This window comes from Streptomyces sp. NPDC101194 (assembly GCF_044767885.1).
In the GTDB taxonomy this organism is placed as follows: Bacteria; Actinomycetota; Actinomycetes; order Streptomycetales; family Streptomycetaceae; genus Streptomyces.
Window position 1 is genome coordinate 130,202 of the sequence record NZ_JBIWOS010000001.1, and the last position, 18,448, is coordinate 148,649.

Annotated in this window: 17 protein-coding genes; 7 read left to right on the forward strand and 10 right to left on the reverse strand. The window is 71.5% G+C overall.

The genetic code is table 11. The features are described 5' to 3' along the window. Positions 1–59 precede the first annotated feature (59 nt). From ACIRP2_RS00530 to ACIRP2_RS00540, 3 genes are all read left to right on the forward strand, one after another. A complete protein-coding gene (locus ACIRP2_RS00530) occupies positions 60–1,994 on the forward strand; it encodes a hypothetical protein (protein ID WP_404245056.1) in 1,935 nt (644 codons plus the stop codon). A gap of 335 nt (positions 1,995–2,329) precedes the next feature. Continuing rightward, positions 2,330–2,971: an IclR family transcriptional regulator gene (locus ACIRP2_RS00535; protein WP_148838225.1), complete on the forward strand. Its 642-nt coding sequence runs from the start codon at positions 2,330–2,332 to the stop codon at positions 2,969–2,971. A gap of 134 nt (positions 2,972–3,105) precedes the next feature. Continuing rightward, the gene (locus ACIRP2_RS00540) at positions 3,106–3,894 is read left to right on the forward strand and encodes a S16 family serine protease (RefSeq protein ID WP_404245058.1); all 789 of its coding nucleotides are present in this window, start codon (positions 3,106–3,108) and stop codon (positions 3,892–3,894) included. Here the strand turns inward: ACIRP2_RS00540 and ACIRP2_RS00545 are convergent. The 8 genes from ACIRP2_RS00545 to ACIRP2_RS00580 form a co-directional block, all read right to left on the reverse strand. Then, positions 3,833–5,215 carry an MFS transporter gene (locus tag ACIRP2_RS00545; RefSeq protein WP_404245060.1) on the reverse strand — a complete coding sequence of 461 codons (1,383 nt, stop codon included), beginning with the start codon at positions 5,213–5,215 and terminating at the stop codon, positions 3,833–3,835. The genes ACIRP2_RS00540 and ACIRP2_RS00545 overlap by 62 nt on opposite strands. Next, positions 5,212–5,409, reverse strand: coding sequence for a hypothetical protein (locus tag ACIRP2_RS00550; RefSeq protein ID WP_404245062.1), 198 nt, complete (start codon positions 5,407–5,409; stop codon positions 5,212–5,214). The genes ACIRP2_RS00545 and ACIRP2_RS00550 overlap by 4 nt, the downstream gene beginning before the upstream one ends. Before the next feature lie 212 nt (positions 5,410–5,621). After that, the gene (locus ACIRP2_RS00555; protein ID WP_404245064.1) at positions 5,622–6,230 is read right to left on the reverse strand and encodes a helix-turn-helix domain-containing protein; all 609 of its coding nucleotides are present in this window, start codon (positions 6,228–6,230) and stop codon (positions 5,622–5,624) included. An 86-nt stretch (positions 6,231–6,316) separates the two neighbouring features. After that, positions 6,317–7,297 (reverse strand): glycine betaine ABC transporter substrate-binding protein, encoded by a 981-nt coding sequence (locus ACIRP2_RS00560; RefSeq protein ID WP_404245066.1) that lies wholly within the window; start codon positions 7,295–7,297, stop codon positions 6,317–6,319. 2 nt (positions 7,298–7,299) lie between these two features. After that, the gene (locus ACIRP2_RS00565) at positions 7,300–8,199 is read right to left on the reverse strand and encodes an ABC transporter permease (RefSeq protein ID WP_404245068.1); all 900 of its coding nucleotides are present in this window, start codon (positions 8,197–8,199) and stop codon (positions 7,300–7,302) included. Further along, positions 8,196–9,395 carry an ABC transporter ATP-binding protein gene (locus ACIRP2_RS00570; protein ID WP_404247111.1) on the reverse strand — a complete coding sequence of 400 codons (1,200 nt, stop codon included), beginning with the start codon at positions 9,393–9,395 and terminating at the stop codon, positions 8,196–8,198. The genes ACIRP2_RS00565 and ACIRP2_RS00570 overlap by 4 nt, the downstream gene beginning before the upstream one ends. A 94-nt stretch (positions 9,396–9,489) precedes the next feature. Further along, positions 9,490–10,137 (reverse strand): ABC transporter permease, encoded by a 648-nt coding sequence (locus ACIRP2_RS00575; protein ID WP_404245070.1) that lies wholly within the window; start codon positions 10,135–10,137, stop codon positions 9,490–9,492. Positions 10,138–10,152: 15 nt separating this feature from the next. Next, entirely contained in the window at positions 10,153–10,626 is a 474-nt protein-coding gene (locus tag ACIRP2_RS00580; protein ID WP_404245072.1) for an Lrp/AsnC family transcriptional regulator, read from the reverse strand. A gap of 132 nt (positions 10,627–10,758) precedes the next feature. On the opposite strand from ACIRP2_RS00580, the gene hppD reads away from it, so the two are divergent. Further along, the gene (gene hppD / locus ACIRP2_RS00585) at positions 10,759–11,904 is read left to right on the forward strand and encodes a 4-hydroxyphenylpyruvate dioxygenase (RefSeq protein ID WP_404245074.1); all 1,146 of its coding nucleotides are present in this window, start codon (positions 10,759–10,761) and stop codon (positions 11,902–11,904) included. Between the two features lie 116 nt (positions 11,905–12,020). Here the strand turns inward: hppD and ACIRP2_RS00590 are convergent, their stop codons facing one another. Further along, positions 12,021–13,724: a tetratricopeptide repeat protein gene (locus ACIRP2_RS00590; protein WP_404245076.1), complete on the reverse strand. Its 1,704-nt coding sequence runs from the start codon at positions 13,722–13,724 to the stop codon at positions 12,021–12,023. Between the two features lie 98 nt (positions 13,725–13,822). Between ACIRP2_RS00590 and ACIRP2_RS00595 the strand changes: the two genes are divergently transcribed. Continuing rightward, a complete protein-coding gene (locus ACIRP2_RS00595) occupies positions 13,823–15,190 on the forward strand; it encodes an FAD-binding oxidoreductase (protein WP_404245078.1) in 1,368 nt (455 codons plus the stop codon). 23 nt (positions 15,191–15,213) lie between these two features. Here ACIRP2_RS00595 and ACIRP2_RS00600 read toward each other — a convergent pair whose 3' ends face one another. Then, positions 15,214–15,690, reverse strand: coding sequence for an SsgA family sporulation/cell division regulator (locus ACIRP2_RS00600; protein ID WP_404245080.1), 477 nt, complete (start codon positions 15,688–15,690; stop codon positions 15,214–15,216). 212 nt (positions 15,691–15,902) lie between these two features. Between ACIRP2_RS00600 and ACIRP2_RS00605 the strand changes: the two genes are divergently transcribed. Together ACIRP2_RS00605 and ACIRP2_RS00610 are read left to right on the forward strand one after the other, a co-directional pair. Continuing rightward, positions 15,903–17,534, forward strand: a complete 1,632-nt coding sequence (locus ACIRP2_RS00605) for an RDD family protein (protein WP_404245082.1) — start codon at positions 15,903–15,905, stop codon at positions 17,532–17,534. A gap of 191 nt (positions 17,535–17,725) precedes the next feature. Further along, positions 17,726–18,445, forward strand: coding sequence for an RDD family protein (locus ACIRP2_RS00610; RefSeq protein WP_404245084.1), 720 nt, complete (start codon positions 17,726–17,728; stop codon positions 18,443–18,445). The last annotated feature ends 3 nt before the right edge of the window (positions 18,446–18,448 follow it).

An 18,448-nucleotide genomic window follows, 5' to 3' on the forward strand; every position in this document is an offset into this window, starting at 1 on the left:
GAAGGCGAGGAGGGCAGGGCGCGGCGTTACGTCGTGCCGTTGCGCTCACCGCGGGGGCCGTGCTCGTCTGGACCGGTGGGACCGTCGTACTCGCCCCCGCCGCCCACGCGGGTACGGTCACCCCGACCGTCCACTGCTCCCTGCCCGCCGGTCAGGGCGAGGCCACCGGGCCGCAGCAGATGAGTGTCGACCTCTCGCCGGCCATCGTCGACCCGGGCGGCAAGGTCCACGCCAAGGTCACCCTCGGACCGTCGCCCGCGACCAGCGGGCTCAGCCTGAGCAATGTGCCCACCACCCCCAGCATCGACTTCGCGATGTCGGGCGGCGCGACCGGCACGGTCACCGTCACCGGACCCCAGATCAACCTCGACATCCCGTCCGGGAAGCCCATCGAGATCCCCCCGTACGAAGGGGACTTCATCATCCCGGCCGACGCGAGCGGGCCGATCTCCTTCACCCCGGTGCGCAATCTGACGCGCACGAAGGTGCTCGGCTCCACCTATGAGACCCCGTGCGACGTGGTCGGCGGGGGAGGCTCCATCGGCACCGTGACCGCCGAGGGAACCGCAGGACATCCGGCCACCCTGACCGCACCCACCACCGCCGTCAGGCCGTCCACGGCCGTCGCCCTGGCCGGCAGCCTGTGGACCGTCGGTGCCACCCCCGTGGCGTCGCTGTGCTCGGCGGACGGCGGTGGCTGCGACACCGGGAAGTTCGTCTCCGGCACCCTGGCGATCAGCAGTTCGGGGGAGCTGACCGGAAGCGCGGTCCTCGCCCCCGCGGGCACGGTGCCGGACGGCTCGTACCTGGTGAAGGTCGGCGACGGCACGAAGGAGGCGACCGCACCCCTGACCGTCAAGGCGTATCAGCCCGGCGGGCCGCGGGCCATCGCGCTCTCCCGCTCCGGCGCGCCGGTCGGCAGCGTCGTCCAGGTCACCGGCAGCAACTACTTCCAGGACCGCTGGATCAACACCGTCGGCCTGGACGCGGGCGGGGCGACGCTCGACGACACCGCCGTCTACGTGAAGAGCACCCCCGACGGCACGTTCAGTGTCGACTTCACCGTCTCCGACCCGGCCATCGCCGCGATCCAGGTCGACGAGGGAAATGATCCGGCCACCGTGCTGACCACGCCGTTCACCGTGACCGACGCCTCCGCGACGCTCTCCGCGGGCGCGGCGAAGGTCAAGCCCGGCGGGACGATCACCGTCTCCGGTGGTGACTGGCCCACCGGCGCCGCACCCGTCGCCGCGCTCTGTGCCGCCGACGGCAGCGGCTGCGACAGCGCGCGGATCAGTGGTTCCACCCTCCGGATCACCGCCGACGGAACGCTCGCCGGCACGGTCACCGTGGCCGGATCCACCCCGCGTGCCGTGTACGCGCTCCAGGTCACCGCCGCAGGAGCGCAGGCGGTCACCCCGCTGACCGTGGCCCCGTCCTTCGTCGTCCTCACTCCGTCGGCCGGTCCGAAGGGCACCGCCGTCACCGTCCTCGGTCAGGGCTTCGCGAAGGTCGCCACCGTGTCCGTCGTCGGTCTGCGGGCCGACGGATCGCAGACGTCCGACCCGGCGAGGACCAAGGTGGTCGGGCTGGACGGGGCGTTCTCGCAGACCTTCACGGTCAACGCCACCGACACCGTCGCGATCCGGGTACGGGAGGTCCTCGTCAACCCCCGTACCGAGACAGCGGCGTTCACCGTGCAGGACGGGAGCGTTCCCGCCGGGCCCTCCTTCGCGCTCTCGCCGCCCGAGGGCCCGGTCGGCACGGCGGTCCAGGTGACCGGGCGGGGCTTCGCCCCCGTTGCCACGGTCTCGGTGACCGGCCGCACCGCGGACGGGAAGCAGACCTCGGACTCGTACGTCACCCGGGTCATCGGACTGGACGGCACCTTCGCCCTCAACTTCACCGTCCGCGACCCGGCGACGAAGGCGATCAGGGCCTGCGAGGTGCTCGTGAACGGAAAAATTGTGCAACAGTCGTTCACGGTGAGCTAACGCCCGTTCACGTCCGGTGTACGAAGCGTCGCCGCGACGTCGGCCGACATGGACGCGCGTAGACGTCCAGGCGTCGGCCGACGCCGCGCTGACCGGCCCTTATGCTTCTTCACCACAACTCCTCTTCCGCTGACGCCCGGATTCTGGACGAGGTCTTCCGCTGAGCGGACTGGCTCGCTACTGTCCCCAAAAATGAACGCCCCGTGGCAATGCCGCCGCGGAGCGCAGCCGGTGCCTTGGCCAGGCCGGCGGCCTCTCCGTGCGTCGCCGCTGGGACCGGCGGCGCACCTTCCGTGGGACCAGCCGCCGCCGCTCACCAAAGAGGAGAGGGCGTCGTGACCGCGGAGACCTCCCAGACGCTCGACCGGGGACTGAGGGTCCTCAAACTGCTCGCCGACACCGACCACGGCCTGACCGTCACCGAGTTGTCCAACAGACTCGGCGTCAACCGAACAGTGGTCTACCGTCTGCTTGCCACCCTGGAACAACACGCCCTGGTGCGCCGCGATCTGGGCGGCCGGGCCAGGGTGGGCCTGGGCGTGCTGCGCCTGGGCCGCCAGGTGCATCCGCTCGTCCGGGAGGCCGCGCTCCCCGCGCTGCGCTCCCTCGCCGAGGACATCGGCGCCACCGCGCACCTCACACTGGTCGACGGCAGCGACGCGCTGGCGGTCGCGGTCGTCGAGCCGACCTGGACCGACTATCACGTGGCCTACCGGGCCGGCTTCCGTCACCCGCTGGACCGGGGCGCCGCGGGCCGGGCGATACTCGCCGCCCGCCAGAAGCCGGTGGGGGAGACGGCCTTCACCCTCACCCACGGCGAACTGGAAGCCGGGGCGAGCGGGGCCGCGGCCGCACTGGTGGGCGTGACGGGGGTCGAGGGCAGCGTGGGTGTGGTGATGCTCGCCGACTCCGTACCCGAACGGGTCGGCCCCCGCGTCGTGGACGCGGCCCGTGAGGTGGCGGACGCGCTCAGGTAGGGCTCCTTGCACCCGTCCGGCGATCCGGACGAGGCGGGCAGCCGGGCACTTCGGCAGTCGGACGAGCGGGTGCGGGCCGGGGCGCCCGCACCGCCCGGCCCGCGCGCGGTCGTCCCGGCGGTTAGATTGGGCGGGTGCTCACTCGTCTCTCGCGCTCCCGCACCCTCGCTCTGTGCGCCCTGCCCGTCCTCGCCCTGTTCGGGGTGGCCGCCTTCGCGCCGCTGCCGTTCACGCTGGCGCAGCCCGGCACGACCGCGAACGTGCTCGGAAACGATCACGGCACGCCGGTGATCAGCATCAAGGGCGCGCCCACCCGCCCCACCAAGGGCGAGCTGCGGATGACGACGATCGTCGCGACCGGGCCCACCGCCGACATCGGCATCGGCGACGTGGTCGACAGCTGGTTCCGTACGGACCGGGCGGTGCTGCCCCGCGAATCCGTCTACCCGACCGGCGGCTCCGAGAAGGAGATCGAGAAGCACAACCTCGAAGACATGAGGAAGTCGCAGAACTCCGCCGTCGACGCGGCCCTGAACTACCTCGGCAAGCCCAAGGGCTCGGTCGACGTCACCCTGCACCTCGCCGACGTGGGCGGCCCGAGCGCGGGACTGTTCTTCGCGCTCGGCATCGTCGACAAGCTCGCCGGCGACGGCTCCGGCGGCGATCTCACCGGTGGCCGCACCATCGCGGGCACCGGCACGATCCAGGCGAACGGCGAGGTCGGAGCGGTCGGAGGGGTGTCGCTGAAGACCCAGGCCGCGCACCGCGACGGCGCGAGCGTCTTCCTCGTCCCGAAGGCCGAATGCAGGGAGGCGGGCGCCGAGCTTCCCCAGGGGCTCCGGCTGATCCCGGTCACGACCCTCAAGAACGCGGTGTCCTCGCTCCGGGCACTGGAGCAGGGCCACAAGGTACCGAGCTGCTGACCTCGGCGGCCGGTGACGGCACGGCGGCGTCCACCGCTTCCGCAACCCCGGACCCCGGCCCTTCTCCGGCCCCGGACCCCACCTCGTCCATCGTGCGCCACACCGGGAACACCACCGGGCTCAGCGTCGCCAGCAGGTACACCCCGCCCATCGCCAGCAGCGCGCCCCGCGCGCCCGCGCTCTCCACCAGCAGGCCCGCCGCGAGACCGCCCACCGGCATGGCGAGTTCGCCGCCCGCCGTGAGGACCCCGGAGACCCGGCTGCGCAGCTCGTCGGGCACGCTTCCGTAGATCACCGTCGTCAGGACCGGGTTCAGCACCCCGCCCGCGATGCCGCTCAGCGCCATGGTCACGGCGAGCGGCAGCGTCGTACCGGTCAGCGCCGCGACGGCGTACCTGGGCGCACCGCACAACAGCACGCACACCGTGAACACGGCCCGCCGCGAGAAACGGTCGCCGAACCATCCGTACAGCAGCGCCCCGGTCAGTCCACCGGCGCCGAACAGCGCGGTGAGCAGCCCGATGTCCCGGGCACCGCCCAGTTCGGCGGAGGCGTGCACCGGCAGCAGGACGGCGTTCCAGCCCTGATCGGTGCCGTTCATGAAGAGGACCATCACCACGACCGCCAGCAGGAGCCGGTTGCCCAGCAAGTAGGCGAATCCCTCGCGCAGTTCGGTGCGGTAGGCGCGCAGCGACACCGGTGCCGCGGCCCTGCGGGGTTCGGCCGCCCGCACCCCGCGCACGCCGAACGCGATGAGCAGCGCGGACGTCAGAAACGTGGCGGCGTCCAGCAGCAGCACGGTCTCCGCGCCGACCAGCGCGATCAGCATGCCGGCCAGCGCCGCGCCGACCATCCGGGCGCCGCGCGAGACGGCGTCGAAGAGGCTGGCGGCACGGGCGAGGGTGGTCCCGGCGTGTTCGGCGAGATCCGGCACGAGGACGTAGCGCGCCGTGTTGCCCGGGGTGTGCAGGAGCCCGCTGACGGCCATCAGCGCGCACAGGGTCCAGAACGCCAGGGCGTCCGCGTAGTACAGCAACGGGACGGCGGCCACGGCGAGGCCGCACACCAGGTCGGAGGCGACGGAGACCCGCCGGCGTCCTGTTCGGTCGATGACGGGCCCGCCGATCAGTGCGGAGACGACGATCGGCAGCGTCGCGCAGAAGGCGACGACGCCGGCCCGCCCCGCGCTGCCCGTGGTCTCCAGGACGAACCACGGCACCCCGATCAGCGTGAGTGAAGTACCGGCCGTGGAGATGGAGTTGGCGGAGAGTACGGCGATGAGCGGGGTGCGGTCGCGACTTCGGTCCCCCCGGCCGCTCATGCCGTACCGGGCGCGACGCCGGGGCGCTCGGGGCCGCGGGGCATGATGCGCAGCCCCGCCTCCACGAGGAGCCAGCCCAGCCGGGCGCGCAGCGAGGCGTGCGGATCAGCCGGAGGGAGGTCGAAATCCGTTGCCCGCCGCCGTAGTTCGGCGGAGCGCTGGTGGTGCAGCAGCAGATGGGTGTCGGGGTGCATGGCGGTGTCCTTCCGGTCGGAGGGGCTCGTTCCTCAGCGACTTCGTTCCTCGGTGACGTCCTCGCACGGCCGGCTCGGTGCCCGGCGGCTTCTCGCGCGGCCGGCCGGCGGCATCGCGCGGTGGTCGCGTCCGCCGGACGGGTCCGTCGCTCTTCGGGCCGTTGCCCGGCGGGATCGTCGCTGGGTGGGTTGTTCGTCGCCCGGTGGCCTCGTCACTCGGCGGGGCGGGGGAAGAGGTGCACATGGCTGCGGACGGTGGCCGAGCCCTCCGTGCCCTCCGGGACCTGGCCCTCGTAGCTCGCGATGAGATCGTGGATCTTCCCGATCAGCTCCCTGGAGAGATCGGGGGTGAGGCGCACCTTGAAATCGCTGACGTCCCAGCCGTGCAGCCACTCCTCGGGCCATTCGTGCATCGTGCCGAGCCAGGTGTTCAGTTCCTGGGCGTGCGCGGTGGCGATCTCGTGGAGTACGACGCCTATGGCGCCGCGCACCTCGGGATCCGGGTGGCCCATGAAGCGGTCGCTGTCGAAGGCGGTGCCCGTGTGGACGGCCCGCCACCAGCGTTCGCGGCCCTTGCCGCGCTCGGGGTCGTCCTCGACGAAGCCGTACGCCGCCAACTGCCTGAGGTGGTAGCTGGTGGCGCCGCTGGACTCGCCCAGCCGGTTCGCGAGACCGGAGGCGGTGGCGGGGCCGAACTCGCGGAGAGCGCTCAGCAGGCGCAGTCGCAGGGGGTGGGCGAGCCCGCGCAGGGTGCGGGCGTCGACCGTGTGGACCTTTTGACCGGTGACGGCGCTCTTGCCGTCGTCCTCTGTTGCGGGCATGGCTCCACCGTAGAGTTGCAAAACTCTCTTTGCAACAGTTTTTTTGCAGCGATTCCTTTGCATCATGTCGGGAAGGCCGCGCCGGCTCACCCCTTCTTGATGAACCCCTCCTGGATCAGCCACTCCTTCGCCACGTCGTGCGGGTCCTGCCCGTCGACGTCCACCTTGGCGTTGAGCTCCTGGGCGACCTCCGTCGTCAGCTTCCTGGTGACCGGGTCGAGCAGCTCCGCGATCTGCGGGTACTTCTCGAAGGTCTTGGTGTGGACGACGGGCGCCGCGTTGTAATTGGGGAAGAAGTGCTTGTCGTCCACGAGTACTTCGAGGTCCATGGCCTTGATCCGGCCGTCCGTGGTGAACACCTCGCCCAGCAGGCAGGAGTCGGACTTCGAGACCTGGGTGTAGATGATCCCGGCGTCCATCTTCTTGATGTTGGCGGCCGGGAGGGACATTCCGTACGCCTTCTCCATGCCCGGCAGCCCGTCGTCGCGCGAGGCGAACTCGTTCTCCACGCAGATCGTCACCGCCGACGGGTTCCTCCCGGCCAGCGCGGCGACGTCGGAGAGCGTCCTCAGGTGATACTTCGCGTTGTTCTTCCGGCTGATGGCGAGCGCGTAGGTGTTGTCGAGGGTGGACGGCGGCAGCCAGGTCACGCCGTTCCTCCGGTCCTCGTCACGGACCGCCTCCCACTGCTTCAGCGGGTCGGCGATCGGCTTCGCGTGGCCCAGATAGGTGATCCAGCCGGTGCCCGTGTACTCGTACATGGCGTCCGCGCCGCCCTTGACGATCGCCTCGCGCGCGCTGATCGACCCCGGCAGGTTCGTCCGGTCCAGGACCTCCGCCCCGGCGGCCTTGAAGACCAGGCCGATCATCTGGCCCAGGACGATGTTCTCGCTGAAGTTCTTCGAGGTGACGGTCAGCGAGGCGCCGGACAGCGGCTTTCCCCGGCCGACGGAGCCCGGCACCACGTCGTCCACCATCGGCGAGCCGCTCTTCAGCCCGCACCCGGAGAGCAGCAGTGCCGGAGCGAGCACCCCCACGAGCCCGGCACACACCTTTCGCGGGCCCATGCTCACCCCACCTCCAGTCCACGCGGCGTCAGCGCCAGCTCGACCAGCGAGGCCAGCCAGTCCACCAGCAGCGCCAGCACCACCGTCAGTACGGAACCGAGCACCAGCACCGGCATCCGCTGGGTCTGGATGCCCGAGGTGATCAGGTCCCCGAGGCCGCCGCCGCCGACGAAGGTGGCCAGGGTCGCCGTGCCGACGTTGAGCACCAGCGCCGTCCGCACACCGGCCAGGATCAGCGGTACGGCGAGCGGCAGTTCGACCTTGGTGAGCGTCCCCATCGCGGACATGCCGATGCCGCGGGAGGCCTCGACCAGGTTCGGTTCGATCGCCTTCAGACCGGCCACCGTGTTCGAGAAGACCGGCAGCACCGCGTAGATCACCATGCCGATGATCGCCGTCGACGGGCCGATGCCCAGCCAGATCACCAGCAGTGCCAGCAGGCCGATCGCCGGTGTCGCCTGCCCGATGTTGGCGATCGCCGTGACCAGCGGGGCGCCCCTGCGCAGCCCGCGCCGGGTCAGCGCGATCCCCAGCGGGACGGCGATGATCAGCACCCAGAACGTCGAGATCGCCGTCAGCCGCACATGCTGCCACCAGCGCAGCTGCACATTGCCGCCGGTGAGCGAGTTCCGCGCGATCGAGTCGAGGTGGACGTTGGTGATCCACAGATAGGTGGCGGCCAGGACGACCGCGAGCGCGAGCGGCAGGAACACCAGCTTGCGCCAGGTGACCCGGCGTCGCGGCCCGGCGGGTGGCGGCGCGGGTTCCTCCTCCTCGTCGCGGAAGGCGTGGCCCCTGACGTCGTGTTCGCCGGGCGGGCGGTCCTTGTCGGACGCGGGTGCCGGGCGCAGGGAGCGCCGGGACCGCCTCGATCCGGGATCCAGCGGGGAGTTGGGAGTCATGTGCCCGCACCGCCCTCCAGCTCCTGTTCGGTCTGGTGGGTGCGGAGCTCCTCCAGGTCGTGCTGGTGCTCGATGGCGGCGAGCCGGTCGGCCTCCAGCAGTTCATGGACGGAGTTCATCAGGGTCTGCATGTCGACGACCCCGATGAACTCGCCGCGCCGCCCCGTCACCGCGACCCGTCCGCCGCTGTCGGTCAGCACCGCCTCCAGCGCGTCGTGCAGTGTCGCGTCGCGCGTCACGGTGTCGTGGACCAGCTGCCCGGCGCGCGCCAGTGAGCCCCGGGCCCGCATCAGGTCGCCGCGCCGCAGCCACTTGTACGGACGGTTCCTGCGGTCCAGCATCAGCAGCTCGTTGTGCGTGCCTCCGCGGAGCCTGTTGAAGATCGACTGGAGCGGGTCGTCGACCGTCACCGTCGGGAACTGTGCCATCTCGACATCCCGTACGCGGGTGAGGTTGAGCCGCTTCAGCGCCGCCCCGGCACCGACGAAGCCCGAGACGAAGTCGTCCGTCGGGTTGGTGAGGATCGCCTCGGGGGTGTCGAACTGCGCGATGTGCGAACGCTCCCGCAGCACGGCGATCCGGTCACCCAGCTTGATCGCCTCGTCGAAGTCGTGGGTGACGAAGACGATCGTCTTGTGCAGCTCGTGCTGGAGGCGGATCAGCTCGTCCTGGAGGTGGTCGCGGGTGATCGGGTCGACCGCGCCGAACGGCTCGTCCATCAGAAGCACCGGCGGATCGGCCGCCAGGGCCCGTGCCACGCCCACTCGCTGCTGCTGTCCGCCGGACAGTGCCCGCGGATAGCGCCCGTGGAACTCCCGCGGATCCAGGCCGACCAGATCGAGCATCTCCTCGACCCGGTCCTTCACCTTCGACTTCGACCAGCCGACCATCCTCGGTACGAGGGCGATGTTCTCGGCGACCGTCATGTGCGGGAAGAGCCCGGACGACTGGATCGCGTATCCGATCTTGCGGCGCAGCTTCACCGGGTCGATGTCGGTGACGTCCTCGTCGTTGATCCTGATCCGCCCGGACGTCGGCTCGATCAGCCGGTTGATCATCTTCAGGGTGGTGGACTTGCCGCAGCCGGACGGGCCGACGAAGATCACCGTCTCGCCGGCCCTGATGTCCATCGAGACGTTGTCCACCGCCGGGTTCGGGTTGCCCGGGTAGCGCTTGGTCAGGTTGTCCAGGTGGATGGTGGCGCCGGACGTGGTCCGTGTCGTCGCGGCGTCACCGGCGACCGTGCTCCCGTGGGCGGTGGCGGAGCCGGAGGGCCCGGAGCCGGCGGTCTCAGACACGGATCCCCCTGGGGATGGTGAGCCGCCCGAGCAGTACGTACGCGGCGTCGAAGAGCAGGGCGAGGACGACGATGCCGAGCGTGCCCGCGAGCACCTGATTGATCGCGTTGGCGCTGCCCAGCGAGGCGATGCCGCGGAAGATCTCGTTGCCCAGGCCGGGGCCCGAGGCGTACGCGGCGATGGCGGCGATGCCCATCAGCATCTGCGTGGAGACCCGGATGCCGGTGAGGATCGGCGGCCAGGCGAGCGGCAGTTCCACCCGGCACAGCCGGGCCGCCCGGGACATCCCGATGCCCCGTGCCGCGTCGACCAGCGCCGGATCGACGCCGCGCAGCCCCACGATGGAGTTGCGGACGATGGGCAGCAGCCCGTACAGCGTCAGCGTGATCACCGTGGGCGCGACCCCCAGCCCGACCAGCGGGATGAGCAGACCGATCGCGGCGAGCGAGGGAATGGTGAGGATCGTCGCCGTCGATGTGATGGCCAGCGACCCGGCCCATCCGCTGCGATAGGTGACGACGCCGATCAGGACGCCGAGCAGTGTGGCGATGACCATGCACTGGAACACGGCGCTGACGTGCTGGTACGCGTCGGTGAGCAGCTGTTGGTGCCGGTTGCCCAGATACTCCCAGAAGCTCACACGTCACTCCTCGGCTCAGTCGTCGTCCCCCGCGGCCTGCTCGACGAGCGGGATGACGCGCAGTGGAACCGGGTTCTCCATGACGATGGCCGTGGAGGCCCGGACGATGCCATCAAAACCGACAACCCGGTCGATCACCCGTTGAAGATCGGCGTTGGAACGCGCGACGAGACGGCAGAGCATGTCGCCGTGCCCCGTGGTCGTGTGCAGCTCCAGCACTTCCGGAACACCGGCCAAGTGGGCCCGCACGTCGACCCCTTGACCCTGCTTGATCTCCAGGGTCGCGAACGCGGTGACGGGGTAGCCGAGCGCCGCCGGATCGACGGTCGGGCCGAATCCGCGAATGACTCCATTCGACTGAAGCCGGTCGAGGCGGGCCTGCACCGTCCCGCGCGCCACGCCGAGCCGGCGCGATGCCTCCAGGACGCCGATACGGGGTTCGCGGGCCAGCAGTACGATGAGCCGCCCGTCCAGTCGATCGATCGCCATGGTCCGCCTCCGGGGTCGCTGTGATGGTCATCATGTACAGATAGCCCGGCCATCGTCCGTTTCGGCTGGGCATATTGCCCAGTGAATTCGCGAACTGTTGCGCACCTTGCGAAGCGGCGAGAGCCTTCGAACATGACTGAGACTCTGCACACCACCCCCGACACTGCCCGGCAGGCCGACCCCTTCCCGGTCAAGGGAATGGACGCGGTCGTCTTCGCCGTCGGCAATGCCAAGCAGGCCGCGCACTACTACTCGACGGCCTTCGGCATGAAGCTGGTCGCCTACTCCGGACCGGAGAACGGCAGCCGCGAGACGGCGAGTTACGTCCTGACCAACGGGTCCGCCCGTTTCGTCTTCACCTCCGTCATCAAGGCGTCCACCGACCACGGCCGCTTCCTCGCCGACCACGTCGCCGAGCACGGCGACGGTGTCGTCGACCTGGCCATCGAGGTCCCGGACGCCCGAGCGGCCTACGCGTACGCGGTGGAGCACGGCGCCCTCGGTCTCACCGAGCCGCACGAGGTCAAGGACGAGCACGGCACGGTCGTGCTCGCCGCCATCGCCACGTACGGCAAGACCCGTCACACCCTCGTCGAGCGCACCGGCTACGACGGCCCCTACCTGCCCGGCTTCGTCGCCGCGACCCCGATCGTCGAGCCGCCCGCCAAGCGCTTCTTCCAGGCCATCGACCACTGCGTCGGCAATGTGGAACTCGGCCGGATGAACGAGTGGGTCGGCTTCTACAACAAGGTCATGGGCTTCACCAACATGAAGGAGTTCGTGGGCGACGACATCGCCACCGAGTACTCCGCGCTCATGTCCAAGGTCGTCGCCGACGGCACGCTCAAGGTCAAGTTCCCGATCAACGAGCCGGCCATCGCCAAGAAGAAGTCCCAGATCGACGAGTACCTGGAGTTCTACGGCGGCGCGGGCGTCCAGCACATCGCGCTCGCCACGAACGACATCGTCGCCTCGGTCCGCGCGATGCGGGCGGCCGGCGTCCAGTTCCTGGACACCCCCGACTCGTACTACGACACCCTCGGCGAGTGGGCGGGCGAGACCCGGGTCCCGGTGGAGATCCTGCGCGAGCTGAAGATCCTCGTCGACCGCGACGAGGACGGCTACCTGCTGCAGATCTTCACCAAGCCGGTCCAGGACCGCCCGACCGTCTTCTTCGAGATGATCGAACGCCACGGCTCGATGGGCTTCGGCAAGGGCAACTTCAAGGCCCTGTTCGAGGCGATCGAGCGCGAGCAGGAGAAGCGCGGCAACCTCTGATCCCCGGGGCGTGACGGCGGGGCCTGGGGCGAGACCGGGGCCCCGCCCCTGGTACGGCCCCACCGGGCGGGCACGCCCCGGTCCCCGAGCGCGGGCGGATCGTCCCCGGCGGCCTGTCAGCGGCTGCCCGGGGCGTGGGTGCCGGGGCCGGGCGCCCCCGCTGCGGGCCACAGGTCCGGATCCGGCGGTCTCGGCCCGGCGGTGCCCGGTGCGCTCGGCTCCGCCGGCGGGGCCGGGGTCCTCGCGGAGGCCTGCCGCTGCGGCGTCGGCGCGGGTGCTTTTGGCCCGGCCCACGCAGCCGGCTCGGGTTCCGGGGCGGGCCGCATGTCCTGCGGTCCGCCCGCCGTGAGCCGGGCCAGCGAGTCCAGTGCCTCCTGCGAGGCCGGGGCCTCCAGCGGTGAGAAGTGCGGATTGGTGCGCAGTGCCGCCGCCAGGTTGCGGCGCGCCGGACCGTAGTCCTTCAACGCCTGCTGAATCGCGCCCAGGTGGGACATGTACGAGGCGTTCTGCCCACCCGTGTCGACCGCCTGCGTCGCGTACTGCAGCGCGGCGGACGAGTCGCCGGAGCGGTGCAGCGCCCAGCCCAGCGCGTCCGCCACGGCCGCGCTGCGGTGCGATCGGCCCCACTCCGTCCGCAACAGCTCCACCGCCACCGCCGCATCCCCGTGAGCGGCCTCGAAACGGCCGCGCAGCAGCGCGTTGTCCACTCCCTGGGCGTCGCCGCGCGCGAGAGCCTCACCGAGCTGTCCGTACTGGCTCCGGGCATCGTCGTCCCGGCCCAGCGACTCGTACAACTCGCCCAGTTCGAGCATGTACTCGGGCCGGGGGAGGAGAGCCAGCGCCGCCCGGTAGTCGCGCAGCGCCTCGTCCGTACGGCCGAGCGCGGCCAGCGCCCTGGCCCGGCCCGCGAGCGACCCGGGGTGGGCGCGGTCGGTCCGCAGCGCCGCGCCGTACTGCGCCACCGCCCCCTCGGGCTCGCCCCGCTCCCAGGCCAGTTCGCCCAGCAGATACAGGCATTCCGCCTTCTGCGCCGGGGCCGTGGCCCGGTCGGCCGCCGCCTGCGCGTTCGCCAGAGCGGCCTCCCGCTGCCCGCGGTCCCGGTACATCCGCGCCGTACGCAGCAGCGCGGCGTCGCCGGGGCGCAGCGCCGCGAACCTCTCCACCGCCGTGCGCGAGGCCTTGTAGTCACCGAGGCCGTTGTACGCGTCGATCAGGGGCGGGTAGGCCGTCCACTGCTTCGGCTCCCGCGCACGGACCTTCTCGCCCCACTTCTTCGCCGCGCCGAAGTCGCCCCGGGCATTGGCGAGCGTCGCGAGTCCCACCCAGGCCGCGGTGTTCCCGTTCTCACCGGGCCGGACGTTCAGCGAACGCTGCAGCGCCTGCTCGGCCCGGCCGTAGTACGACTCGTCCGCGGAGCGCTGCCCCCACTCCACGTAGGACGTACCGAGCAGGGCCCACGCCCCCGCGTCGGAAGGATGCGTGCCCACCCACTGCTGCCGGTCCCCCATCAGCGCCGTCAGATCGGAGAGCGAGGCGGGACGGCCCAGGCCCGTCGCCTCCAGAGCCCGCGACACCGGACCCGGCGCAGGCGGCGGCGCGGACTTCTTCTCGTCCTCCGGCACGGCCACCACCGCACCCGCCACCAGCACCGCACCCGCCACCATGCCCATGGCCGCCCTGCGCAGCGTCTTCCGCAGCGACAGGGGCGGCAGCTCGTCCGACGCCGCCGGGTCCGGCGGTACCGGCCGGGTTCCGGGGGGCTCCAGGGGAGGCTCGGTCGAATCGGGGGACTCCGGAGGCTGCTGCGGCATGACATCCATGCCGATCACTCTGCGTCAGTACGAAGAGCACACCGCTCCTTGCGGAGGCAGCCGCAAACGGGTTCACACCAATGGGCCCCGGGTGCCACGCTCAGATCATGAACGGTCTTCTCGAACGACTGCGTGCGGGGCTGCCCGACGAGGCCCTGATCACCGATCCCGACATCACCGCCTCGTACGCCCACGACATGGCGAGCTTCTGCGACGCGGGCACACCGGCCGTCGTGGTGCTCCCGCGCACGGTCGAGCAGGTCCAGCACGTCATGCGCACGGCCACGGCCCTGCGCGTCCCGGTCGTCCCGCAGGGGGCCCGCACCGGCCTGTCGGGCGCGGCCAACGCCTCCGACGGCTGCGTCGTGCTGTCCCTGGTGAAGATGGACCGGATCCTGGAGATCAGCCCGGTCGACCGGATCGCGGTCGTCGAACCGGGCGTCGTCAACGCGGTGCTCTCCCGGGCGGTCGACGAGCACGGTCTCTGCTATCCGCCGGATCCCTCCAGCTGGGAGACATGCACCATCGGCGGCAACATCGGCACCGCGTCCGGCGGTCTGTGCTGCGTGAAGTACGGGGTCACCGCGGAGTACGTGCTCGGCCTGGACGTCGTCCTCGCCGACGGGCGGCTGCTGACCACCGGCCGCCGCACCGCGAAGGGCGTTGCCGGCTACGACCTCACCCGGCTCTTCGTGGGCTCGGAGGGCAGCCTCGGCATCGTCGTCAGGGCCGTGCTGGCGCTGAAGCCCCGGCCGCCGCGGCAGCTGGTCCTGGCCGCCGAGTTCCCGAGCGCGGCCACCGCCTGCGACGCGATCTGCCGGATCATGGAGCGTGGTCACACCCCGTCACTCCTCGAACTGATGGACCGTACGACGGTCCGTGCCGTCAACAGGATGGCCTCCATGGGCCTCCCCGACACCACCGAGGCGCTCCTGCTCGCCGCCTTCGACACCCCGGACCCCTCGGCCGACCTGGCCGCCGTCGCCGAGCTGTGCACCGCCGCGGGCGCCACCGAGGTGGTCCCCGCGGCGGACGCCGCCGAGTCCGACCTGCTGCTCCAGGCCCGGCGGATGTCGCTCACCGCGCTGGAGACCGTCAAGTCGGCCACGATGATCGACGACGTCTGCGTACCGCGCTCGAAACTCGGCGCGATGCTCGAAGGCACCGCCGCCGTCGCCGAGAAGTACGGCCTCACCATCGGTGTCTGCGCGCACGCGGGTGACGGCAACACCCACCCCGTCGTCTGTTTCGACCACACCGACGCCGACGAGTCCCGGCGGGCCCGTGCGTCCTTCGACGAGATCATGGCGCTCGGACTGGCGCTCGGCGGCACGATCACCGGCGAACACGGGGTCGGGGTCCTGAAGAAGGAGTGGCTGGCGCGCGAGCTCGGCGAGGTGGGCGTCGAACTGCACCGGGGCATCAAGCAGGCGTTCGACCCGCTGGGGCTGCTCAACCCGGGCAAGGTGTTCTGACGGCCCGCCGGCACCGCGGCCGTTCACGCGTCGCCGTCCTGCGAATCGTCCGGCCCCCACGGGTCGCTCAGCCACAGGTCGTCGGCCGGCAGCGGCGCGAGCAGCTCGGCGAGACCCTCGTCGATGCCCAGCCGCTCGGACTCCGTGCCCGGCGGGACCAGCCGCAGCGTCCGCTCCACCCAGGCGGCCACCGTGGCGGACGGCATCTCCAGCAGCGCGTCGCCGTCCGGCGAAGTCAGCGCCACGAAGATGACGTTGTGGACGTCGACCTTGGTCGGCCAGATCCGTACGTCCCCGTGGCCGCACGGCCGGAACACGCCCTCGACCAGCAGTTCGCGGGCGAACGTCCAGTGGACGGGGTACTCGGAGCCGATGTGGAAGGCGACGTGCACGGCGTACGGATCCTCCGTGCGATACGTCAGCCGGGCCGGGACGGGGATGCTGCGCTCGGGCGACAGAACCAGCTTGAACTCCAGCTCGCGTTCCACGACGGTGTGCATGAGTGCGTCCTTCCAGTGCCTGTGGGCCGGTCCCGTGACCGGTCCGCACTGGGAGAGAGCGCCCTCCCCGCCACCTATGACGCGACTTCGGGAAAGAATTTCCGGGTGACCGGAAAGTGGCCCAATCCCCTGGAGCCACCCAGGGGCAGGCGGGCGTCTGATAGATGTGGACCCGTTGAATTGCGGCCTCGAAGAGATACGGGACCACGGTGATGAGCGCCCCAACCCCGGCACCCGGTGACGAAAGCCCCCGCGAGGGGTACTACCCCGACCCGTCCATTCCCGGATACGTCCGGTACTGGAACGGCGCTTCGTGGGTGCCCGGCACGAGCCGGCCCGCCCCTCAGCAGGGCGATCCGGCGCCCGCGGCACCCGCCGGAGGGGCGGGTGGACCGCAGTCGACGGCCCCGGTGTCCGCGTCGGCCGACGCACCGGTGGACGAGACCGGTCCGGTCTTCCTCGACGAGGAGCCCTTCGCGGACAACCGTCCTGAACCGGCCACCGCCTGGCAGGCGGACGCGTCCCGGCAGACCGGCTTCGGCGGAGAACACGACCGGCGGGTCTCCTGGGGCGGCACCGGACACCCCGGCGCGCAGGACCCACGCGGTGAGCCGAGCGGGCCGTCGGGGCCGGAGGCCGGCCGGGACCGGGCCGACCGTCTCCCCGCGGTCCGGGCGCCGGGCGGCCTGGTCCCGGCCGATCGCGCCCCCGCGGTCCGGACGCCCGTCGACCGTGCTCCCGCGGACCCGCGCCGGCCCGCTTCCCCGGACCCGGCGGGCGGTGCGCTGCCCATCGTGCGCGACGGCGGCGGGGCACCCGAGAACACCGTCGCGATCCGGGGCGACCGCACGGGCCGTCCCGGTGGCGGCGGTACGGGCAGCGGCGGCGACGCGGGAGGGCCGCCCACCGACGGGACGGTCGCGATCCGCGCCGTGGGCCCCGGTACCCGTCCGCCCGCTCCCCGGACGACGGAACAGCCGCCCGCGGACGGGACGATGGCGATGCGCGCGCTCTCCCCGGGGACCGGCCAGCGGCCTCCCGCGCAGACCCCGGCGCAGCCCCCCGCCCCGGCTCCGGACCCGCGTCCCGCGCCTGCCCCGGCCGCCCCGGCCGCCCCTGCCCCAGCCGGGCCCCACAGCCCTCTCACGGCGGGTCAGGGCGGTGGCGCCGCCTCCTGGGCGCAGCAGGTCCATCAGCTGGCCCACCCCGAGCAGGCCGCCCACCCCCAGCCCCGGTTCCCGCTCCAGGCGCAGCAGCCCCAACCGCAGTTCGGTGGGCGGGGTGGACAGCCGGATCAGCCCGTCGTGCCCTGGAAGCCCCCGGTCGAGGACCCCTTCCAGCAGCTCGCGCAGGCCCAGGCATCGGCGAGGCCCGCCGGACTCGGCAAGCGGTTCGCCGCCCGGCTCGTCGACACGGTGGTGCTGGCCGCGCTGGTCGGCGCGATCGGGTTCCCGCTCGTCTCGCGGGCGATGGACCACATCGACGAGAAGATCAGCGCGGCGAAGCTGTCCGGCGAGACGGTCACCGTCTGGCTGGTGGACTCCACCACGGCCGGTCTGTTCGGCGCGGTGCTCGGCGCGTTCCTGGTGCTCGGCGTCCTGCTGGAGGCGCTGCCGACCGCCAAGTGGGGCCGTACGCTCGGCAAGAGGCTCTGCGGGCTCGAAGTACGGGACATCGAGTCCCACGAGGCCCCGGCCTTCGGGGCCGCGCTGCGCCGCTGGCTGGTCTACGGCGTGCTGGGTGTCCTGGTGGTCGGGGTGGTCAATGTGCTCTGGTGCCTGTTCGACCGGCCGTGGCGGCAGTGCTGGCACGACAAGGCGGCGCACACCTTCGTCGCGGGCTGACACCGAACGCCGGCCTGTCGTACCGACAGGACGGGTCGGCCGCGCGGCATCGGGGCCGACCCGTCCGGGGGAGCCGCCGAGCGCACTCGTCCGGCTGACGGCCCATCGGGTGAGGGTCTCGGAGGAGACCCCGTTCCCCCGAACGCACCTGAGCCGTTGCGGGCGCCCGTGGGCCGGGATGCACTGCCCCCATGAGCAACGATCAGCCGACGTCCGGTGAGCCACCCGAGGACGACCCGTTCCTCAAGAAGCCGCAGGGGTCACAGGGACCGCAGGAGCCGCAGGGTCCTCAGGGTCCCCAAGGGCCTCAGGGGCCGTCCTCGGGTTCGCCGTACGGCGGCGGTCCTCCGCCACCGCCTCCTCCTCCGCCGCCGTACGAACCCGGTCCCTATGGCGGCGGCCCGTACGGGGGTGTCGATCCGCTGGCCGGTATGCCGCCGCTCGGCGAGCCGGGAAAGCGGATTCTGGCCCGGCTGATCGACTTCCTGATCATCTCGATCCCGCTGTACCTGATCTCGTTGCCCTGGGGCGGCGCGGTCGAGGTGTCGAACGACAACACCGGCAACAACGGTGTCGGCAACGTCTTCAGCCAGACGTACAGCGGGCACCAGCTGCTCTGGTCACTGATCGGGCTGGTGGTCTACGTCGCGTACGACACGTACTTCACGCACAAGGACGGCCGGACCATCGGCAAACGGCTGCTGAAGCTGCGGGTCGCGATGCTCAACGACGGCCGGGTGCCGGACACCGGGGCGGCGTTCCTGCGGGCTGTGGTGCTGTGGCTGCCGGCGCTGCTGTGCTGCCCCTGCCTGTGGTGGCTGATCAACATCGTCCTCATGTTCACGGACAAGCCCTACCGGCAGGGCCTGCAGGACAAGGCGGCGAAGACGGTGGTCGTCCAGACCAACTGATCC

Bases quoted from the DNA above. Each gene is read 5' to 3' on its own strand.
- ACIRP2_RS00560 (WP_404245066.1), bottom strand. From the start codon at position 7,297: ATGGGCCCGCGAAAGGTGTGTGCCGGGCTCGTGGGGGTGCTCGCTCCG.
- ACIRP2_RS00580 (WP_404245072.1), bottom strand. From the start codon at position 10,626: ATGGCGATCGATCGACTGGACGGGCGGCTCATCGTACTGCTGGCCCGC.
- ACIRP2_RS00550 (WP_404245062.1), bottom strand. From the start codon at position 5,409: ATGCACCCCGACACCCATCTGCTGCTGCACCACCAGCGCTCCGCCGAA.
- ACIRP2_RS00590 (WP_404245076.1), bottom strand. From the start codon at position 13,724: ATGGATGTCATGCCGCAGCAGCCTCCGGAGTCCCCCGATTCGACCGAG.
- hppD (WP_404245074.1), top strand. From the start codon at position 10,759: ATGACTGAGACTCTGCACACCACCCCCGACACTGCCCGGCAGGCCGAC.
- ACIRP2_RS00555 (WP_404245064.1), bottom strand. From the start codon at position 6,230: ATGCCCGCAACAGAGGACGACGGCAAGAGCGCCGTCACCGGTCAAAAG.
- ACIRP2_RS00610 (WP_404245084.1), top strand. From the start codon at position 17,726: ATGAGCAACGATCAGCCGACGTCCGGTGAGCCACCCGAGGACGACCCG.
- ACIRP2_RS00595 (WP_404245078.1), top strand. From the start codon at position 13,823: ATGAACGGTCTTCTCGAACGACTGCGTGCGGGGCTGCCCGACGAGGCC.
- ACIRP2_RS00600 (WP_404245080.1), bottom strand. From the start codon at position 15,690: ATGCACACCGTCGTGGAACGCGAGCTGGAGTTCAAGCTGGTTCTGTCG.
- ACIRP2_RS00605 (WP_404245082.1), top strand. From the start codon at position 15,903: ATGAGCGCCCCAACCCCGGCACCCGGTGACGAAAGCCCCCGCGAGGGG.
- ACIRP2_RS00545 (WP_404245060.1), bottom strand. From the start codon at position 5,215: ATGAGCGGCCGGGGGGACCGAAGTCGCGACCGCACCCCGCTCATCGCC.
- ACIRP2_RS00565 (WP_404245068.1), bottom strand. From the start codon at position 8,199: ATGACTCCCAACTCCCCGCTGGATCCCGGATCGAGGCGGTCCCGGCGC.